Annotated in this window: 16 protein-coding genes; 15 read left to right on the forward strand and 1 reads right to left on the reverse strand. The window is 70.7% G+C overall.

Annotated elements, in window-relative coordinates:
* Positions 1–15 precede the first annotated feature (15 nt).
* The 13 genes from ACIPXM_RS02015 to nuoN all read left to right on the forward strand — a co-directional run bounded on the left by ACIPXM_RS02015 (position 16) and on the right by nuoN (position 15,552).
* Positions 16–570 (forward strand): NuoB/complex I 20 kDa subunit family protein, encoded by a 555-nt coding sequence (locus tag ACIPXM_RS02015; RefSeq protein WP_401650840.1) that lies wholly within the window; start codon positions 16–18, stop codon positions 568–570.
* Positions 571–658: 88 nt separating this feature from the next.
* Positions 659–1,390: an NADH-quinone oxidoreductase subunit C gene (locus ACIPXM_RS02020; protein WP_401650843.1), complete on the forward strand. Its 732-nt coding sequence runs from the start codon at positions 659–661 to the stop codon at positions 1,388–1,390.
* Positions 1,387–2,709: an NADH-quinone oxidoreductase subunit D gene (locus ACIPXM_RS02025; RefSeq protein WP_401650845.1), complete on the forward strand. Its 1,323-nt coding sequence runs from the start codon at positions 1,387–1,389 to the stop codon at positions 2,707–2,709. Before ACIPXM_RS02020 ends, ACIPXM_RS02025 begins: the two co-directional genes overlap by 4 nt.
* The gene (gene nuoE, locus ACIPXM_RS02030; protein ID WP_401650846.1) at positions 2,706–3,473 is read left to right on the forward strand and encodes an NADH-quinone oxidoreductase subunit NuoE; all 768 of its coding nucleotides are present in this window, start codon (positions 2,706–2,708) and stop codon (positions 3,471–3,473) included. Before ACIPXM_RS02025 ends, nuoE begins: the two co-directional genes overlap by 4 nt.
* Entirely contained in the window at positions 3,470–4,819 is a 1,350-nt protein-coding gene (gene nuoF / locus ACIPXM_RS02035; protein ID WP_401650849.1) for an NADH-quinone oxidoreductase subunit NuoF, read from the forward strand. The genes nuoE and nuoF overlap by 4 nt, the downstream gene beginning before the upstream one ends.
* On the forward strand, positions 4,816–7,299 hold the full coding sequence (locus ACIPXM_RS02040) for an NADH-quinone oxidoreductase subunit G (RefSeq protein WP_401650851.1): 2,484 nt from the start codon (positions 4,816–4,818) through the stop codon (positions 7,297–7,299). Before nuoF ends, ACIPXM_RS02040 begins: the two co-directional genes overlap by 4 nt.
* A 32-nt stretch (positions 7,300–7,331) precedes the next feature.
* On the forward strand, positions 7,332–8,660 hold the full coding sequence (gene nuoH / locus ACIPXM_RS02045; RefSeq protein ID WP_401652455.1) for an NADH-quinone oxidoreductase subunit NuoH: 1,329 nt from the start codon (positions 7,332–7,334) through the stop codon (positions 8,658–8,660).
* Entirely contained in the window at positions 8,635–9,252 is a 618-nt protein-coding gene (nuoI, locus tag ACIPXM_RS02050) for an NADH-quinone oxidoreductase subunit NuoI (protein ID WP_401650854.1), read from the forward strand. Before nuoH ends, nuoI begins: the two co-directional genes overlap by 26 nt.
* Positions 9,249–10,100, forward strand: coding sequence for an NADH-quinone oxidoreductase subunit J (locus ACIPXM_RS02055; protein WP_401650857.1), 852 nt, complete (start codon positions 9,249–9,251; stop codon positions 10,098–10,100). The genes nuoI and ACIPXM_RS02055 overlap by 4 nt, the downstream gene beginning before the upstream one ends.
* Positions 10,097–10,396: an NADH-quinone oxidoreductase subunit NuoK gene (nuoK, locus tag ACIPXM_RS02060; protein ID WP_401650859.1), complete on the forward strand. Its 300-nt coding sequence runs from the start codon at positions 10,097–10,099 to the stop codon at positions 10,394–10,396. Before ACIPXM_RS02055 ends, nuoK begins: the two co-directional genes overlap by 4 nt.
* 10 nt (positions 10,397–10,406) lie before the next feature.
* On the forward strand, positions 10,407–12,302 hold the full coding sequence (gene nuoL, locus ACIPXM_RS02065) for an NADH-quinone oxidoreductase subunit L (protein WP_401650862.1): 1,896 nt from the start codon (positions 10,407–10,409) through the stop codon (positions 12,300–12,302).
* Between the two features lie 5 nt (positions 12,303–12,307).
* On the forward strand, positions 12,308–13,906 hold the full coding sequence (locus ACIPXM_RS02070; RefSeq protein WP_401650864.1) for an NADH-quinone oxidoreductase subunit M: 1,599 nt from the start codon (positions 12,308–12,310) through the stop codon (positions 13,904–13,906).
* Positions 13,903–15,552, forward strand: a complete 1,650-nt coding sequence (gene nuoN, locus ACIPXM_RS02075; RefSeq protein WP_401650866.1) for an NADH-quinone oxidoreductase subunit NuoN — start codon at positions 13,903–13,905, stop codon at positions 15,550–15,552. Before ACIPXM_RS02070 ends, nuoN begins: the two co-directional genes overlap by 4 nt.
* Before the next feature lie 91 nt (positions 15,553–15,643).
* Here the strand turns inward: nuoN and ACIPXM_RS02080 are convergent, their stop codons facing one another.
* Positions 15,644–16,156, reverse strand: a complete 513-nt coding sequence (locus ACIPXM_RS02080) for a hypothetical protein (RefSeq protein ID WP_401650869.1) — start codon at positions 16,154–16,156, stop codon at positions 15,644–15,646.
* 197 nt (positions 16,157–16,353) lie between these two features.
* On the opposite strand from ACIPXM_RS02080, the gene ACIPXM_RS02085 reads away from it, so the two are divergent.
* Complete coding sequence (locus ACIPXM_RS02085) at positions 16,354–17,253, forward strand: AraC family transcriptional regulator (RefSeq protein ID WP_401650871.1); 900 nt, start codon at positions 16,354–16,356, stop codon at positions 17,251–17,253.
* Positions 17,254–17,293: 40 nt separating this feature from the next.
* Positions 17,294–18,151, forward strand: coding sequence for a carbohydrate-binding protein (locus ACIPXM_RS02090; protein ID WP_401650873.1), 858 nt, complete (start codon positions 17,294–17,296; stop codon positions 18,149–18,151).
* Positions 18,152–18,175 lie beyond the last annotated feature (24 nt).

Consider the following 18,175-nt stretch of genomic DNA (forward strand, 5'->3'; position numbering starts at 1 on the left):
GGCTGAGGAGCACCCATGGGACTCGAAGAGAAGCTGCCGAGCGGCTTTCTGCTGACGACGGTCGAGCAGGCCGCGGGCTGGGTCCGGAAGGCGTCCGTCTTCCCCGCGACCTTCGGCCTCGCCTGCTGCGCGATCGAGATGATGACGACCGGCGCGGGCCGCTACGACCTGGCCCGCTTCGGCATGGAGGTCTTCCGGGGCTCTCCGCGCCAGGCGGACCTGATGATCGTGGCCGGCCGGGTGAGCCAGAAGATGGCGCCCGTTCTGCGGCAGGTGTACGACCAGATGCCTGACCCCAAGTGGGTTATTTCCATGGGGGTTTGTGCATCTTCGGGCGGAATGTTCAATAACTACGCAATTGTGCAGGGCGTCGACCACATCGTTCCGGTCGACATCTATCTGCCGGGCTGTCCGCCCCGCCCGGAGATGCTGCTGGACGCGATCCTCAAGCTCCACCAGAAGATCCAGGGCTCCAAGCTCGGCGTGAACGCGAAGGAAGCGGCCCGCGAGGCGGAGGAGGCGGCGCTGAAGGCGCTGCCGACGATTGAGATGAAGGGCCTGCTGAGGTGAGCGACGCACGCGCGGCCGCCGGGCCGCAGGCGACGACGAAGCGCGCGCCGCTGCGCCGCGTGGGCGGAGAAGCGAAGGGGTTCGCATCGTGAGCGACGAGACACCCAACCCCGACAAGGAGCTCAGCGAGCAGAACCTGCCGGGGCAGCGCGGGGAGCACGGGGAGGAGGTCCGCGTCCAGCGCGGCATGTTCGGCGCCGACAACGGCGGGGACACCTCCGGCTACGGCGGCCTGGTCCGCTCGGTGCGGCTGCCGGGGCCGGCGAGCCGGCCGTACGGCGGCTGGTTCGACGAGGTCGCCGACGAGCTGGAGGGCGCCCTGGAGGAGCAGGGCCTCGTCCCGGACAACGCGATCGAGAAGACGGTCGTCGACCGCGGCGAACTCACCTTCCACATCGCCCGCGAGCACCTGGTCCGGGTGGCCCGCACGCTGCGCGACGACCCGGCGCTCCGCTTCGAGCTGTGCACCGGCGTCTCCGGCGTCCACTACCCGGGCGACAAGGGCCGCGAGCTGCACGCCGTCTACCACCTGCGTTCGCTGACCCACGGACGGCTGCTGCGCCTTGAGGTGTCCGCGCCGGACCGCGAGCCGCGGATCCCGTCGCTCGTCGCCGTCTACCCGACGAACGACTGGCACGAGCGCGAGACGTACGACTTCTTCGGCATCGTCTTCGACGGCCACCCCGCCCTGACCCGGATCATGATGCCGGACGACTGGCAGGGCCACCCGCAGCGCAAGGACTACCCGCTCGGCGGCATCGCCGTCGAGTACAAGGGCGCCCAGATCCCGGCTCCGGACCAGCGGAGGTCGTACTCGTGAACACCCCTTCAGCAGGCGCCCGGGACACCACCGAAGGCACCGTCTACACCGTCACCGGCGGCGACTGGGACGAGGTCGTCCGGTCGGCGGCCAAGGCCGACGACGAGCGCATCGTCGTCAACATGGGTCCCCAGCACCCGTCCACCCACGGGGTGCTGCGGCTGATCCTGGAGATCGACGGCGAGACCGTCACCGAGGCCCGCTGCGGCATCGGCTACCTCCACACCGGCATCGAGAAGAACCTCGAATACCGGACCTGGACGCAGGGCACCACCTTCGTCACGCGCATGGACTACCTCACCTCGTTCTACAACGAGACGGCGTACTGCCTCGGCGTGGAGAAGCTGCTCGGCATCACCGACGAGGTGCCGGACCGGGCGAGCGTCGTCCGGGTGCTCCTGATGGAGCTCAACCGGCTCTCCTCGCACCTGGTGTGCATCGCCACCGGCGGCATGGAGCTCGGCGCCACCACGATCATGATCTACGGCTTCCGGGACCGCGAACTGATCCTGGACCTGTACGAGCTGATCACCGGGCTCCGGATGAACCACGCGTTCATCCGCCCCGGCGGCCTCGCCCAGGACCTGCCGCCCGGCGCCGTCGACGCCGTCCGCGAGTTCGTGAAGACCATGAAGAAGAACCTGCCGGAGTACGACAAGCTCGCCACCGGCAACCCCATCTTCAAGGCCCGCATGCAGGACGTCGGCTACCTCGACCTCACCGGCTGCATGGCGCTCGGCGCCACCGGACCGATCCTGCGCTCCGCGGGCCTCCCGCACGACCTGCGCAAGACCGACCCGTACTGCGGCTACGAGAACTACGACTTCGAGGTCCCGACCGCCGACAGCTGCGACGCCTACGGCCGCTTCCTGGTCCGCCTCGAAGAGATGCGGCAGTCGCTGCGGATCGTCGAGCAGTGCCTGGACCGGCTCGCGCCGGGCCCGGTCATGGTCGGCGACAAGAAGATCGCCTGGCCCGCGCAGCTCGCGCTCGGCCCGGACGGTCTCGGCAACTCCCTCGACCACATCAAGAAGATCATGGGCACCTCCATGGAGGCCCTGATCCACCACTTCAAGCTGGTCACCGAGGGCTTCCGGGTCCCCGCCGGGCAGGCGTACGCGGCGGTCGAGTCGCCCAAGGGCGAACTCGGCGTGCACGTCGTCTCCGACGGCGCCACCCGCCCCTTCCGGGTCCACTTCCGCGACCCGTCGTTCACCAACCTCCAGGCCATGGCCGCGATGTGTGAGGGCGGCCAGGTCGCCGACGTCATCGTCGCGGTCGCGTCCATCGACCCCGTGATGGGAGGCGTCGACCGATGACGGACGGAAACACCACCGCACCCACCAGTCTCGGGATGCCCCAACTGCCCGCGCCCGACTACCCGGCCGAGGTCCGCACCCGGCTGGACGAGGACGCGAAGGCGATCGTCGCCCGCTACCCGGGGTCCCGCTCCGCGCTGCTCCCGCTGCTGCACCTGGTGCAGTCGGAGGAGGGCCACGTCACCCGTACCGGCATGCGGTTCTGTGCCGAGACGCTCGGCCTGACCACCGCCGAGGTGACCGCGGTCGCCACCTTCTACTCCATGTACCGGCGCAAGGCGTCCGGCGACTACCAGGTCGGCGTCTGCACCAACACGCTGTGCGCGGTGATGGGCGGCGACGCCATCTACGCCGAGCTGAAGGAGCACCTGGGGGTCGGCGGGCACGGCGAGGACGACACCACCGCCGACGGCAAGGTCACCCTCGAACACATCGAGTGCAACGCGGCCTGCGACTTCGCCCCGGTGGTGATGGTCAACTGGGAGTTCTTCGACAACCAGACGCCCGACTCCGCCAAGCAACTCGTCGACGACCTGCGGGAGGGCCGGCCGGTGTCGCCCACCCGGGGCGCGCCGCTGTGCACGTTCAAGGAGACCGCGCGGATCCTCGCGGGCTTCCCCGACGAGCGCCCGGGCGCCGTCGAGGCCACCGGCGGCGCCGGACCGGCCTCGCTGGTCGGCCTGCGGCTCGCCAAGGGCGAGCAGCCGCAGCGCCGTGTCGTCCACCCGCGCGGTGAGGCAGCCAGCGAGGAGGGAGGGGAATGACCTTGGCGGCCGAGATCAACAACAGCAGCCCCGAGAAACTGCTCGCGCCGGTCCTGTCGGCGTTCTGGGACGAGCCCGACTCGTGGACCCTGGACACCTACCGGCGGCACGAGGGCTACGAGGGCCTGCGCAAGGCGCTCGCGATGTCGCCCGACGACCTCATCGCGTACGTGAAGGACTCCGGTCTGCGCGGACGCGGCGGCGCCGGGTTCCCGACCGGCATGAAGTGGCAGTTCATCCCGCAGGGCGACGGCAAGCCGCACTACCTCGTCGTCAACGCCGACGAGTCGGAGCCGGGCACCTGCAAGGACATCCCGCTGCTCTTCGCCAACCCGCACTCCCTCATCGAGGGAATGATCATCGCCTGCTACGCGATCCGTTCCGAGCACGCGTTCATCTATCTGCGCGGCGAGGTCGTGCCGGTGCTGCGGCGCCTGCACGAGGCGGTGCGCGAGGCGTACGACGCCGGGCTGCTCGGCCGGGACATCCTCGGCAGCGGCCTGAACGTCGACATCACCGTGCACGCGGGCGCGGGCGCGTACATCTGCGGCGAGGAGACCGCTCTCCTCGACTCGTTGGAGGGCCGCCGCGGCCAGCCCCGGCTGCGTCCCCCCTTCCCCGCGGTCGCCGGTCTGTACGCCTGCCCCACCGTGGTGAACAACGTCGAGTCCATCGCCTCCGTTCCCGCGATCCTGAACCGGGGCAAGGAATGGTTCACGTCGATGGGCACCGAGAAGTCGCCCGGCTTCACGCTGTACTCGCTGAGCGGGCACGTGACCTCGCCCGGCCAGTACGAGGCGCCGCTCGGCATCACGCTGCGCCAGCTGCTCGACATGAGCGGCGGGATGCGGGCCGGGCACCGGCTCAAGTTCTGGACCCCGGGCGGCTCGTCGACGCCGATGTTCACCGAGGAGCACCTCGACGTGCCCCTCGACTACGAGGGCGTCGGCGCCGCCGGTTCCATGCTCGGCACCAAGGCGCTGCAGTGCTTCGACGAGACGACGTGCGTGGTGCGGGCGGTCACCCGGTGGACCGAGTTCTACGCGCACGAGTCCTGCGGCAAGTGCACGCCGTGCCGTGAAGGCACCTACTGGCTGGTCCAGTTGCTCCGCGACATCGAGGCCGGCAAGGGCCTGATGTCGGATCTGGACAAGCTGAACGACATCGCCGACAACATCAACGGCAAGTCCTTCTGCGCCCTCGGTGACGGCGCCGCCTCGCCGATCTTCTCTTCCCTGAAGTACTTCCGGGACGAGTACGAGCAGCACATCACGGGCAAGGGCTGCCCCTTCGACCCCGCCAAGTCGACCGCCTGGGCCGACCGGAACCGGGAGGTGAACGCATGACCGTCACCACGTCCGCCCCCGGCGGGGGCGGGGCAGCGGCGGTGCCGCCGGAGGACCTCGTCACGCTGACGATCGACGGCGTCGAGGTCTCCGTCCCCAAGGGGACCCTGGTGATCCGGGCCGCCGAGCAGCTGGGCATCGAGATCCCGCGGTTCTGCGACCATCCGCTGCTGGACCCGGCGGGCGCCTGCCGCCAGTGCATCGTGGAGGTGGAGGGCCAGCGCAAGCCGATGGCGTCCTGCACCATCACCTGCACCGACGGCATGGTGGTCAGGTCGCAGCTGACCAGCCAGGTCGCCGAGAAGGCCCAGCACGGGGTGATGGAGCTGCTGCTCATCAACCACCCGCTGGACTGCCCGGTCTGCGACAAGGGCGGCGAGTGCCCGCTGCAGAACCAGGCGATGTCGCACGGCCAGGCCGAGTCCCGGTTCGAGGGCCGCAAGCGGACCTACGAGAAGCCGGTGCCGATCTCCACCCAGGTGCTGCTCGACCGCGAGCGGTGTGTGCTGTGCGCGCGCTGCACCCGGTTCTCCAACCAGGTCGCGGGCGACCCGATGATCGAGCTGATCGAGCGCGGCGCGCTCCAGCAGGTCGGCACCGGCGAGGGCGACCCGTTCGAGTCGTACTTCTCCGGCAACACCATCCAGATCTGCCCGGTCGGCGCGCTCACCTCGGCCGCCTACCGGTTCCGGTCGCGGCCGTTCGACCTGGTGTCGACGCCGAGCGTGTGCGAGCACTGCGCGGGCGGCTGCGCGACCCGCACCGACCACCGGCGCGGCAAGGTCATGCGGCGGCTCGCGGCCGAGGACCCCGAGGTCAACGAGGAGTGGATCTGCGACAAGGGGCGGTTCGGCTTCCGGTACGCGCAACAGCGCGACCGGCTGACGAGCCCGCTGGTGCGCAACCCCGAGACCGGGGTCCTGGAGCAGGCGTCCTGGCCGGAGGCCCTGGAGGCGGCGGCGCGCGGTCTGGTGCGCGGGCGCACCGGGGTGCTCGCGGGCGGCCGGCTGACGGTCGAGGACTCCTACGCGTACGCCAAGTTCGCCCGGGTCGCGCTCGACACCAACGACGTCGACTTCCGGGCCCGCGCGCACTCCGGCGAGGAGGCCGACTTCCTGGCCTCGGTTGTCGCCGGGCGCGGCCGTGACCTGGACGGCGCGGGTGTCACGTACACCTCGCTCGAAGCCGCTCCGGCGGTGCTCCTGGTCGGTCTTGAGGCCGAGGAGGAGGCGCCGGGGGTGTTCCTGCGGCTGCGGAAGGCGTGGCGGAAGAAGGGCCAGAAGACGTTCGCGGTGGCCTCGTTCGCCACCCGGGGTCTGGAGAAGGCGGGCGGCACGCTGCTGCCCGCGGCGCCGGGCACCGAGACCGAGTGGCTGGACGCGCTGACCTCGCGGGTCGGGCTTTCCGGCGACGGGCAGGCCGCCGCGGAGGCGCTGCGGCAGGACGGCGCGGTCATCGTGGTCGGCGAGCGGCTGGCCGCCGTGCCGGGCGCGCTGACCGCGGCCGTCCGGGCGGCGACCGCGACCGGCGCGCGCCTGGTGTGGATCCCGCGCCGGGCCGGTGAGCGCGGCGCCGTCGAGGCGGGCGCCATCCCGGCGCTGCTGCCGGGCGGCCGTCCGGCGACCGACCCGCGCGCGCGGGAGGAGGTCGCCGCCGTCTGGGGCGTACGGGACCTCCCGCACGGTTACGGCCGGGACACCGGGCAGATCGTGGAGGCGGCCGCGACCGGCGAGCTGGCGGCGCTGCTCGTCGGCGGTGTCGACGTCGACGACCTGCCGGACTCGGTACGCGCGCGTGAGGCGCTCGACGCGGCCTTCGTGGTCTCGCTCGAACTGCGGCCTGGCGCGGTGACCGAGCGGGCCGACGTGGTCCTGCCGGTCGCGGCGGTCGCCGAGAAGCCGGGCACCTTCCTCAACTGGGAGGGCCGGGCCCGGATGTTCGAGGCGGCCCTGAAGCCCGAGCAGATGACCAGGACGCTGCCCCCGGCGGACGCCCGGGTGCTGCACATGCTGGCCGACGCGCTCGACGTCCACCTGGGCCTGCCCGACCTGCGGTCGGTGCGGCGCGAGCTGGACCGGCTGGGCGGCTGGACCGGCGAGCGGGCCACCGAGCCCGCCGAGCCCGGCCAGGCCGCGGCCCGCCCGGGCGACGGCGAGGCCGTCCTCGCCGGGCACCGGCTGCTGCTCGACCTCGGCCGGCTCCAGGAGGGCGACACCGCGCTCGCCGGGACCCGGCACGCGGCCGTCGCCCGGCTGTCCGCGGCGACCGCCGCCGACACCGGCGTCAAGGACGGCGACGTCCTCGAAGTCACCGGCCCCGCCGGGTCGGTGGGCTTCCCGCTGGCCGTCACCGAGATGCCCGACCGGGTGGTGTGGCTGCCGCTGAACTCGGCAGGGCGTGGTGTCCTCGCCGACACCGGCGCCCGCCCCGGCGACCTGGTCCGGATCGGCCCGGCGACTTCGAAGGAGGTGCAGGCGTGAGCGCCCACCTGTTGGCCGCCGAGGACCTGTCGATGTTCGGCACCGACCCCTGGTGGCTGGTCGTCGTCAAGGCCGTCTTCTGCTTCGCGTTCCTGATGGTGACCGTGCTGTTCTCCATCGTGTGGGAGCGCAAGGTCGTCGCCTGGATGCAGCTGCGCATCGGACCCAACCGGCACGGGCCCTGGGGCATGCTCCAGTCGCTCGCCGACGGCGTCAAGCTGATGCTGAAGGAGGACGTGATCGTCCGCCGGGCCGACAAGGTGGTCTACGTCCTGGCCCCGATCGTCGCCGCCATCCCGGCCTTCATGGCGATCGCGGTGATCCCGTTCGGCCCGTCCGGCAACGAGGTGTCGATCTTCGGGCACCGCACCACGATGCAGCTCACCGACCTGCCGATCGCGATGCTGTACGTCCTCGCGGTCGCCTCCGTCGGCATCTACGGCATCGTCCTCGCGGGCTGGTCGTCGGGCTCGACGTACCCGCTGCTCGGCGGACTGCGCTCGTGCGCCCAGATGATCTCGTACGAGATCGCCATGGGCGCCGCGTTCGCCTCGGTGTTCCTCTACTCCGGGTCGATGTCGACCTCGAAGATCGTCGAGGCGCAGGCCGACCGCTGGTACATCGTGCTGCTGCCGGTCTCCTTCATCATCTACATCATCACGATGGTGGGCGAGACCAACCGCGCCCCCTTCGACATGCCGGAGTCCGAGGGCGACCTCGTCGGCGGCTTCAACACCGAGTACTCGTCGATCAAGTTCGCGATGTTCATGCTCGCCGAGTACGTGAACATGGTGACCGTCTCGGCGGTCTCGGTGACGCTGTTCCTCGGCGGCTGGCGGGCCCCCTGGCCGGTGTCCACCTTCTGGGAGGGCGCGAACCACGGCTGGTGGCCGATGCTCTGGTTCGTCCTCAAGGTCCAGGTGCTGCTGTTCTTCTTCATCTGGCTGCGCGGCACGCTGCCCCGCGTCCGCTACGACCAGCTGATGAAGCTCGGCTGGAAGGTCCTCATCCCCGTCTCGGTGGTCTGGCTGATGCTGGTCGCCACCGTCCGGGCGCTGCGCAACGAGAACTACGACTTCCAGTCGATCGTGCTGTACGTCGCCGGAGCCGTCCTCGCGGTGCTGCTGCTGTCGTTCGTGGCCGACCTGTTCCGCGACAAGCGGGGCAAGGACGGCGCCGAACGGGACGCGGACGAGGACGCGTTCGACCCGATGGCGGGCGGCTTCCCCGTACCGCCGAAGCCCGGACAGTCCCTGCCGCCCGTACCGCGGCGTCGGCCCCGCTCGGAGCGGGAGCTGATTGTCAGTGGTGGCCCCGATACTGCTACTGCGAGTGATGGAAAGGAGACGGACGGTGTCTGACTTCCAGAATCCGGTGGCCGGCTTCGGCGTGACCTTCAAGGCCATGTTCAAGAAGCGGCTGACCGAGCAGTACCCGGAGCAGCAGAAGACGACGGCGCCCCGCTTCCACGGCCGGCACCAGCTGAACCGGCACCCCGACGGCCTGGAGAAGTGCGTCGGCTGCGAGTTGTGCGCCTGGGCCTGCCCGGCCGACGCCATCTATGTGGAGGGCGCCGACAACACCGAGGAGGAGCGCTACTCCCCGGGCGAGCGCTACGGGCGGGTGTACCAGATCAACTACGCCCGCTGCATTCTGTGCGGACTCTGCATCGAGGCGTGCCCCACCCGGGCGCTCACCATGACCAACGAGTTCGAGCTCGCCGACTCCTCCCGCGAGAACCTGATCTACACCAAGGAGCAGCTGCTCGCGGGCCTCACCGAGGGCATGGTCGACAGCCCGCACGCCATCTTTCCGGGCACCGACGAGCAGGACTACTACCGGGGCCTGGTCACCGAGGCCGCGCCCGGCACGGTCCAGCAGGTCGCGGTGTCCAAGGGCGAGACGGCCGACGGCGAGCCCGCCGAGGGTGCGCCGGAGGAGGTGGACGCATGAGCGCGGACCTCACGGCCGGTGCGGTGGGCACCCTCGCCGCGTACACCACCTCCACCGGTGAGGCGTTCCAGTTCTGGGTGCTCGGCACCGTCGCCGTCATCGGCGCGCTGTGCACCATCCTGATGCGCAAGGCCGTCCACTCGGCCCTCTGCCTCGCCGGGACGATGATCGTCCTCGCGGTGTTCTACCTCGCCAACGGCGCCTACTTCCTGGGCATCGTGCAGATCGTCGTCTACACCGGCGCGATCATGATGCTGTTCCTCTTCGTGGTCATGCTCGTCGGCGTCACCGCCGCCGACTCCGTGAAGGAGACCATCAAGGGCCAGCGCTGGTGGGCCGCCCTGTGCGGACTCGGCTTCGGCGTCCTGCTGTTCGTCGGCATCGGCAACGCCTCGCTGAAGGAGTTCAACGGCCTCGGCGCGGCGAACGCGGCCTACGGGGGGAACGTCGAGGGCATCGCCGCCCTCGTCTTCACCAAGTACGTCTTCGCGTTCGAGATCACCGGCGCCCTGCTGATCACCGCCGCCGTCGGCGCGATGGTGCTCACCCACCGGGAGCGCACCGAGCGCGCCCGCACCCAGCGCGAGCTGTCCGAGCAGCGGGTCCGCGAGGGCAAGCACCTGCCGCCGCTGCCCGCCCCCGGCGTCTACGCCCGGCACAACGCCGTGGACATCGCCGGTCTGCTGCCCGACGGCACCCCGGCCGAGCTCACCGTGATCTCCACCCTGCGCGAGCGGGGCCAGATCCGGGACGTGTCCGGCCAGGCGCTCGCCGACCTCAAGGCCCTGGAACAGCGCTCCGAGGAGCGCCTCGGCCGGGACCGGGACGAAGAGGAGGCCCCGCGGTGAACCCCGTCAACTATCTGTATCTCGCCGCCCTGTTGTTCACCATCGGCGCGGTCGGGGTGCTCATCCGGCGCAACGCGATCGTGCTCTTCATGTGCGTCGAGCTGATGCTCAACGCCTGCAACCTGGCGTTCGTCGCCTTCTCCCGTATGCACGGCAACCTCGACGGACAGGTCATCGCCTTCTTCACGATGGTCGTGGCCGCCGCCGAGGTCGTCGTCGGACTCGCGATCATCGTGTCCGTCTTCCGTTCCCGCCACTCGGCCTCGGTCGACGACGCCAGCCTGATGAAGCTGTGAGGGGCTGACCGTGGACAACCTCATCGCGCTGCTCGTCGCGGCGCCCCTGCTCGGAGCGGCCGTCCTGCTGTGCGGCGGACGGCGGCTCGACAAGGCCGGGCACTGGCTCGGCACCCTGCTCGCGCTGTCCTCGTTCGTGATCGGCCTGGTGCTGTTCGCGGACATGCTCGGCAAGAGCGCCGACGACCGGGCCCTGCACCAGCGGCTGTTCAGCTGGATCCCGGTCGAGGGCTTCCAGGCGGACATCGGCTTCCAGCTCGACCAGCTGTCGATGACCTTCGTGCTGCTGATCACCGGCGTCGGCACGCTCATCCACGTGTACTCGATCGGGTACATGGAGCACGACGAGCGCCGCCGCCGTTTCTTCGGCTACCTCAACCTGTTCGTCGCGGCGATGCTGCTCCTGGTCCTCGCCGACAACTACCTGCTGCTGTACTTCGGCTGGGAGGGCGTCGGCCTCGCCTCGTACCTCCTGATCGGCTTCTGGCAGCACAAGCCCAGCGCGGCCACCGCCGCGAAGAAGGCGTTCCTGGTCAACCGGGTCGGCGACATGGGCCTGTCGATCGCGATCATGCTGATGTTCACCACCTTCGGCACCTTCGCCTTCGGCCCGGTCCTGGCGTCGACCGGCGAGGCGAGCGAGGGCAAGCTCACCGCGATCGCGCTGATGCTGCTGCTCGCCGCCTGCGGCAAGTCCGCCCAGGTGCCGCTGCAGTCCTGGCTCGGTGACGCGATGGAGGGTCCGACCCCGGTCTCCGCCCTCATCCACGCCGCCACCATGGTCACCGCCGGTGTCTATCTGATCGTCCGCTCCGCCGACATCTTCAACGCGGCACCGGACGCCCAGCTCGTCGTCACCATCGTCGGCGCCGTCACGCTCCTCTTCGGTGCGATCGTCGGTTGCGCCAAGGACGACATCAAGAAGGCGCTGGCCGGCTCGACCATGTCGCAGATCGGCTACATGGTCCTGGCCGCCGGACTCGGCCCCATCGGCTACGCCTTCGCGATCATGCACCTGGTCACCCACGGCTTCTTCAAGGCCGGGCTGTTCCTCGGTGCGGGCTCCGTGATGCACGGCATGAACGACGAGGTCGACATGCGCAAGTACGGCGGCCTGCGGAAGTACATGCCGGTCACCTTCATCACCTTCGGCCTCGGCTACCTCGCGATCATCGGCTTCCCCGGCCTGTCCGGCTTCTTCTCCAAGGACAAGATCATCGAGGCGGCCTTCGCCAAGGGCGGCACCGAGGGCTGGATCCTCGGCGCCTGCGCCCTGCTCGGCGCCGCCATCACCGCGTACTACATGACCCGCGTGATGCTGATGACCTTCTTCGGCGAGAAGCGCTGGCAGCCCGACGCCCAGGGCGAGCTGCCGCACCCGCACGAGTCGCCGAAGAGCATGACGATCCCGATGATCCTGCTGGCCTTCGGCTCGGTCTTCGCGGGCGGCGTCTTCGGCATCGGCGACCGGTTCGTGAAGTGGCTGGAGCCGGTCACCTCCTTCGAGCACGGCCACCCGCCGATCGGCGCCACCGCCATCACCGCCGCCACCGTCGTGGTGATGGTCCTCGGCGTCGGCGTCGCCTGGCTCCAGTACGGGCGCCGCCCGGTGCCGGTCACCGCCCCGCGCGGCTCGGTCCTCACCCGCGCCGCCCGCCGCGACCTGCTCCAGGACGACTTCAACAACATCGTCTTCGTCCGCGGCGGCACCCACCTGACCCGCTCCCTGGTCTACGTCGACCACACCCTGGTCGACGGCGTGGTCAACGGGACCGCGGCCTCCGTCGGCGGCCTCTCCGGCCGCCTGCGCAAGCTCCAGAACGGCTACGCCCGCTCCTACGCGGTCTCGATGCTCGGAGGCACGGCGGTGCTCATCGCCGCGACCCTCCTGATGAGGGCGGTGTAACTGCTATGTCCTTCCCGCTCCTTACGGCGACGGCAGCGGTCCCGGCGGTCGGTGCGATCCTCACCGCCGCCGTCCCGGCCGCCCGCCGCACCGCCGCCAAGTGGCTGGCGCTGCTGGTCTCGCTGATCACCCTCGGGCTCGCCGCCGTGATCTTCGTACGGTTCGAGCCCGGCGGCGACCGCTACCAGCTCACCGAGTCGCACGCCTGGATCAAGGACTTCGGCGTGCGCTACGAGCTCGGCGTGGACGGCATCGGGGTGGCGCTCATCGCGCTCACCGCGCTGCTCATCCCGTTCATCGTGCTCGCCGGCTGGCACGACGCCGACCCCCTGTCCGAGTCGACGAGCGGCTCCGCCGCGGGCTCCTCCAAGCGGTGGCGGCCCACCCAGGGCTTCTTCGCCCTGATCCTCATGGTCGAGGCGATGGTGATCCTCTCCTTCGAGGCCACCGACGTCTTCCTCTTCTACATCCTGTTCGAAGCCATGCTCATCCCGATGTACTTCCTCATCGGCGGCTTCGGCGACCGCGCCCACAGCGGCTCCGAAGAGAACGCGGCGGCCCAGCGCTCCTACGCGGCCGTCAAGTTCCTGCTCTACAACCTGGTCGGCGGCCTCATCATGCTGGCCGCCGTCATCGGCCTCTACGTGGTCGCGGGGAACTTCTCGCTCACCGAGATCGCCGAGGCCCGCGCCAACGGCAGCCTGGAGATCGCGACCAGCACCGAGCGCTGGCTGTTCCTCGGCTTCTTCTTCGCCTTCGCGGTGAAGGCGCCGCTGTGGCCGCTGCACACCTGGCTGCCCAACGCGATGGGGGAGGCCACCGCCCCGGTCGCCGTCCTCATCACCGCCGTCGTCGACAAGGTCGGCACCTTCGCGATGCTCCGCTTCTGCCTCGGGCTCTTCCCCGAGGCGTCGAAGTGGGCCACCCCCGCGATCGTCGTCCTCGCCCTCATCAGCATCGTCTACGGGGCGCTGCTCGCCGTCGGTCAGCGCGACATCAAGCGCCTGGTGGCGTACGCGTCGATCTCCCACTTCGGCTTCATCATCATGGGCATCTTCACGATGACCAGCCAGGGACAGTCCGGCGCCACCCTCTACATGGTCAACCACGGGATCTCGACGGCCGCGCTCATGCTCGTCGCCGGATTCCTGATCTCCCGCCGCGGCTCCCGGCTCATCGCCGACTACGGCGGCGTCCAGAAGGTCGCCCCGGTGCTCGCCGGGACCTTCCTCATCGGCGGCCTCGCGACCCTGTCGCTGCCCGGACTCGCCCCGTTCGTCAGCGAGTTCCTGGTCCTGGTCGGCGCCTTCGCGCGCTACCCGGTGGCCGGCATCATCGCCACCACCGGCATCGTGCTCGCCGCGCTCTACGTCCTCGTCCTCTACCAACGGACGATGACCGGGCCGGTGAAGGACGAGAAGGTCGGCCGGATGCCCGACCTGAGGGCCCGCGAACTGGCCGTGGCCGTCCCGCTGATCGCCGTGCTGATCTTCCTCGGCGTCTTCCCGAAGCCGCTCACGGACGTCGTCAACCCGGCGGTCCAGCACACCATGTCCGACGTCCAGCAGAAGGACCCCCAGCCCGAAGTGGAGGCGGCCAAGTGACATCCACGGCTGTCCACACCCTGTGGACGACGGCCGCCGGGCCGATCGACAAGATCCCGTCCCCGCACATCGAGTACACCCAGCTCGCGCCGGTCCTCATCGTCGTCGGCGCGGCCATCATCAGTGTCCTCGTCGAAGCCTTCGTCCCGCGCAAGGCCCGCCACTACACCCAGGTGTTCCTCAGCGTCCTGGCCCTCGCCGCCGCCTTCGCGGCCGTCGTCGGCCTCGCCGCCGGGGGCTACGGCTCCACCAAGGCCCACATCGCGGCCATGGGCGCCATCGCCGTCGACGGACCCGCGCTGTTCCTCCAGGGCACCATCCTGCTCGGCGCGATCCTCTCGGTGCTCACCTTCGCCGAGCGCAGGCTCGACCCGGCCGACCACGGCCACCAGGTCGACTCCTTCGCCGCCGAGGCCGCCGCCGTCCCCGGCAGCGACCAGGAGAAGGCGGCCGTCAAGGCCGGATTCACCACCACCGAGGTGTTCCCGCTCGCCCTGTTCGCGGTCACCGGCATGCTGGTCTTCCCGGCCGCCAACGACCTCCTGACGCTCTTCATCGCCCTTGAGGTCTTCTCCCTCCCGCTGTACCTGCTGTGCGCCGTCGCCCGCCGCAAGCGCCTCCTCTCCCAGGAGGCCGCGGTCAAGTACTTCCTGCTCGGCGCCTTCTCCTCGGCCTTCCTGCTGTTCGGGATCGCCCTGCTCTACGGCTACGCGGGCTCCGTGTCGTACGCGACGATCGCCGAGATCGTCAGCGGCGACGTCACCGCCATCGACCCGGCCCTCGCCGACACCATGGGCAACGACGTGCTGCTGCTCATCGGCTTCGCCCTGGTCGTCATGGGCCTGCTGTTCAAGGTCGGCGCCGTGCCGTTCCACATGTGGACCCCGGACGTCTACCAGGGCGCGCCGACCCCCGTCACCGGCTTCATGGCCGCCGCGACGAAGGTCGCCGCGTTCGGCGCGCTGCTCCGGCTGCTGTACGTGGTGCTGCCCGGGCTCACCTGGGACTGGCGCCCGGTCATGTGGGGCGTCGCCATCGTCACCATGCTGGGCGGTGCGATCGTCGCCATCACCCAGACCGACATCAAGCGGCTGCTGGCCTACTCCTCGATCGCGCACGCCGGGTTCATCCTGGCCGGTGTGATCGCGGCGACGCCCAGCGGCGTCTCGTCGGCGCTGTTCTACCTGGGGGCCTACTCCTTCGTGACGATCGGCGCGTTCGCCGTGGTCACGCTGGTGCGGGACGCGGGCGGCGAGGCCACCCACCTGTCCAAGTGGGCCGGTCTCGGGCGGCGTTCGCCGCTGGTCGCCGCGGTCTTCGCGGTGTTCCTGCTGGCCTTCGCCGGTATCCCGCTGACCTCCGGGTTCTCCGGCAAGTTCGCCGTCTTCAAGGCGGCGGCGGACGGCGGCGCGGGCGCGCTCGTCGTGGTCGGTGTGATCTCCTCGGCGATCGCCGCGTTCTTCTACATCCGGGTGATCGTGCTGATGTTCTTCAGCGAGCCGAAGGCCGACGGCCCGACGGTCGCCGTGCCGTCCGGGCTCACCTCGGTGGCGATCACCGCGGGTGTCGTGGTCACGCTGGTGCTCGGCTTCGCGCCGCAGTACTTCCTGGACCTCGCGAACCAGGCGAGCGTGTTCGTGCGCTGACCGCAGGCGCCATCGGCAGGGAGGGGCCCGGCAGGGGACTGCCGGGCCCCTCTCGTCGTACCCGGGACTGCTGCCCGGAACTGCCGCGCCGCTAAGGGCACTTCACATCCGGGTTGTAGCGGGCGAACAGGCCCTTCGGGTTGTCCTTGTAGAGCCAGACGTGCCGGTCGAAGATCTTGCCGAGGACCATGTTGTCGAACGGTCCGTCGAAGCTGCGGCCGAACATCTTCGGCGCGGGCTGACCGGTGCTGGGGACGACCCACTCGACGGCGACGAGATGCCGCTCGCCGTCCTTGCCGGTCGCGTAGATCACCACGGCGGGCCGCTCCGGGTCGGTCGAGCCGATGTTGGCGGGGTTCACATAGTGGTAGCCCATCCCGCCCATCGTCGGATCCGAGACGCACATGTCGGTGCGGGCGAAACCGTCCTTCACCGCCAGCGGCTCGTAGGCGTACTTCGCCGTCACCACGTACGCCTTCGACAGATCCAGCGGTACGGAGGACTCGTCGGCCCGGGCGGGGGCCGCCGTCAGCAGGGCGGAGGCCAGGACGGCGACACCGGTGCCCGCTATCAGCGGGCGGCTCCGGCGGGGCGATGCGTTCATGCGCTGCTCCTCGCGTGTGGGGGGATGCCAGCAGCGTCACCCCGGCGGCGGGGGCGGCGCACGCGGGGGTGACCCATTGGAGGGCCTGTGTCATCGTGAGTGACCGGATTGGTCTCGACCTGTCGACGGGCGCGGTCGGCGAGGACGGTCGACGCGGACGGTCGACGGGGACGGGCGACGAGGACGGAGGCGCCACGATGCGAGGGACCCCCGCGTTACCGGTGCACCGCCTCGAAGTCCGGCTCCCCGACGGGGTGCCGTTCGCCGTCGGCAGCTTCGACGACATCGGCCCCATGTCCCGGGCCGCCTTCCCGCACCGGCACACCTTCTACGAGTTCGTCCACGTCACCCGGGGCACCGGCACCCATGTCGTCGACCTGGCCCGCTGGGAGCTGCGGCCCCCGCACCTGGGCCTGATCCTGCCCGGCCAGGTCCACCACTGGGAGGACGCCCGGGACCTCGACGGCACCGTCCTGCTGTTCACCCCGGAGTTCCTGCTCGACGACCCCGGCGACCGGGAGCTCCTGCGCCGCCTCGGCGAGCGCCCCTGGCTGCGGCTCGATCCGGCGGCGCACGCCCGGATCGGCCGCCTGATGGGCGAACTCGTCGAGGAGTACGGGCAGGTGGACACCGGGTTCGCCACGGTGCTCCGCTCCCTGTTGCACGTCCTGCTGGTCCGCGCCGCCCGGCTCGGCGACCGGGCGCCCGCCGCTCACCAGCCGCCGCCGGGGCGGGCGGCGGTCGTCGCCGGGGAGTTCACCCGGCTCGCCGCGCGTACCGGGGCGGACAGCGCCCGTTCCGTGCGGGAGTGCGCGGAGCTGATCGGCGTCACGCCCGGCTATCTGACCGAGGCGGTACGGGCGGCCCTGGGCCGGACCCCGGCCGAGCTGCTGCGGGAGGCGCGGGCCACGGAGGCCCAACGGCTGCTCGTACGAACCGACCTGTCGGTCCGTCAGGTCGCGGCGCGGACCGGGTTCGACGACCCCGCGTACTTCTGCCGCTTCTTCCGCCGTGAGGTCGGGACGAGCCCGGGCGCCTTCCGAAAGCACCACGACCGCCGGGCTGCGTCCATCGAAGCGGACCAGGGCCCGGCCTAGGTTTCTGGTCGACCGTTCAGCCCCCCCACGAGGAGCAGGCATGGACAGCGAGACCAGCAGCACCGGGCATGTCACGAGGAAGGCCGTGCTGCGCGCGGCGGTCGTGGCCGGCATGGCCGTCCCGGCGGCGCTCATGGGCGTCCCCGCGCTCGCCCGTACGCTCACCGACGGCGGCGCGGCCGGGCCGGTCGCGCCCGAGCTCACGCCGGAGTGCGACGACGGCGACCACCCCACCGTCGAGCAGATCGAGGGGCCGTACTTCAAGCCCAACTCGCCGCTGCGGTCGAGCCTGTTGGAGCCGGGGGTGCCCGGCGTACGGCTCACCGTCAGCGGCTATGTCTTCGGGCGGGCCTGCCTGCCGGTGTCCGGGGCGCTGCTCGACTTCTGGCAGGCCGACACCAACGGCGCGTACGACAACACGGGCTTCCGCTTCCGCGGCCACCAGTTCACCGGCGCGGACGGTTCCTTCCGGCTCAGCACGATCGTGCCGGGCCTCTACCCGGGCCGCACCCGCCATCTGCACGTCAAGGTGCAGGCGCCCGGCCGGCCGATCCTCACCACCCAGCTGTACTTCCCGGGGGAGCCGCGCAACAACACCGACTCGATCTTCGACGCGCGGCTGCTGATGACCGTGCGGGACGCGGGCGGGGCGAAGGAGGCGGCGTTCGACTTCGTCCTGGACGTGCCGCAGAACCCCGGGCCCACGCCCACCCCCACCCCGACGCCCACCCCGACGCCCACCCCGACGCAGCCCGGGGGTACCTGGGCCGTGGGCACGGCCTACCGGGCGGGGGACGCGGTCACCTACGCCGGGCGGGGCTATGTGTGCCTGCAGGCGCACACGGCCCAGCCCGGCTGGGAGCCGCCGGCCGTGCCCGCCCTGTGGCGGGCGCGCTGAGCCGGAGGGCGACGGGCGCTGCGG

This window comes from Streptomyces sp. NPDC090025, from assembly GCF_044748125.1.
GTDB lineage: Bacteria > Actinomycetota > Actinomycetes > Streptomycetales > Streptomycetaceae > Streptomyces.

Excerpts from the sequence above, each read along its gene's own strand:
- nuoE (WP_401650846.1), top strand. The coding sequence starts at position 2,706 with ATGACGGACGGAAACACCACCGCACCCACCAGTCTCGGGATGCCCCAA.
- ACIPXM_RS02080 (WP_401650869.1), bottom strand. The coding sequence starts at position 16,156 with ATGAACGCATCGCCCCGCCGGAGCCGCCCGCTGATAGCGGGCACCGGT.
- ACIPXM_RS02090 (WP_401650873.1), top strand. The coding sequence starts at position 17,294 with ATGGACAGCGAGACCAGCAGCACCGGGCATGTCACGAGGAAGGCCGTG.
- nuoF (WP_401650849.1), top strand. The coding sequence starts at position 3,470 with ATGACCTTGGCGGCCGAGATCAACAACAGCAGCCCCGAGAAACTGCTC.
- nuoI (WP_401650854.1), top strand. The coding sequence starts at position 8,635 with ATGGAAAGGAGACGGACGGTGTCTGACTTCCAGAATCCGGTGGCCGGC.
- ACIPXM_RS02040 (WP_401650851.1), top strand. The coding sequence starts at position 4,816 with ATGACCGTCACCACGTCCGCCCCCGGCGGGGGCGGGGCAGCGGCGGTG.
- ACIPXM_RS02085 (WP_401650871.1), top strand. The coding sequence starts at position 16,354 with ATGCGAGGGACCCCCGCGTTACCGGTGCACCGCCTCGAAGTCCGGCTC.
- ACIPXM_RS02015 (WP_401650840.1), top strand. The coding sequence starts at position 16 with ATGGGACTCGAAGAGAAGCTGCCGAGCGGCTTTCTGCTGACGACGGTC.
- nuoH (WP_401652455.1), top strand. The coding sequence starts at position 7,332 with ATGTTCGGCACCGACCCCTGGTGGCTGGTCGTCGTCAAGGCCGTCTTC.
- ACIPXM_RS02070 (WP_401650864.1), top strand. The coding sequence starts at position 12,308 with ATGTCCTTCCCGCTCCTTACGGCGACGGCAGCGGTCCCGGCGGTCGGT.
- ACIPXM_RS02055 (WP_401650857.1), top strand. The coding sequence starts at position 9,249 with ATGAGCGCGGACCTCACGGCCGGTGCGGTGGGCACCCTCGCCGCGTAC.